Here is a 975-nt window from a genome sequence, read left to right on the forward strand (position 1 = left end):
CGAGGGCCTCCGGGTGCACCCGGAGGCGATGCGCGCCCATCTGGACCTGACGCACGGCCTGATCGTCTCCGAGCGGCTGTCCGCCGAACTCGCGCCGCTGCTGGGGCGCGCCCGCGCCAAGGAGCTGCTCACCCGGGCCGCGCGGCGGGCCACCGCGGAGGACCGGCCGCTCGCGGAACTCCTCGCCGGGGAGCCCGAGCTGAAGGACAGGGGTCTGGACCTGGCGGACCTCACCGACCCCGCTCGGTACACGGGCTCCGCCGGAGCCCTCACCGACCGTGCCCTGGAGCGGCGTTGACCGGCCGCGGCGCACACGTGCCCGCGCCCGGCGGCGCGCTGCCGCACCATGTCGCCGAGGGTCCGCCCGCCGCTCCCCCGCTGCTCCTCGGCTCCTCCCTCGGTACGTCGACCGCGCTGTGGGACGGGGTCGCGCCCGAGCTCTCCGTCACGCACCGGGTCGTACGGTGGGACCTGCCGGGGCACGGCGGCTCCCCGGCCGGGCTGATCCGCCCGGGTGCCACCGTCGCCGACCTCGCCGGTCTGGTGCTGGCGCTCGCCGACTCGCTGGGCATCGGCCGGTTCTCGTACGCCGGTGTCTCGCTCGGCGGCGCGGTGGGGCTGCACCTCGCCGTCCACCACCCGGACCGGGTGGACAGGCTCGCGGTGCTCTGCTCCTCGGCGCACTTCGGCGGCGCGGAGCCGTGGCAGGAGCGGGCCGCGCTCGTCCGGGCCGAAGGGCTGGCCTCGCTGGCCGGGAGCGCGGCGTCCCGCTGGTTCACTCCCGGGTTCACCGTTCCCCGGCTGGTCGAGGACCAGCGGACGGCGGACCCGGAGGCGTACGCGGCGTGCTGTGACGCGCTGGCGGCCTTCGACCTCCGTGGGCACCTGCCGCGCGTCGGCGCCCCCACGCTGCTGGTCGCCGGGCGCGAGGACCCGGCGACCCCGCCCGCGCATCTGCGCGAGATCGCGGACGCG

General features: G+C 77.7%; 1 protein-coding gene and 1 pseudogene. Both read left to right on the plus strand.

The features are described from left to right. Nucleotides 1–298 (plus strand): annotated as a pseudogene (locus HO151_RS02055) (3-carboxy-cis,cis-muconate cycloisomerase); the annotation flags it as partial. Next, on the plus strand, nucleotides 295–975 hold a 681-nt coding region (locus HO151_RS02060; RefSeq protein ID WP_254594640.1), incomplete at its 3' end, for an alpha/beta fold hydrolase. The pseudogene HO151_RS02055 and the gene HO151_RS02060, both read left to right, overlap by 4 nt.

The sequence above is a fragment of the Streptomyces sp. 8P21H-1 genome (assembly GCF_013302945.1).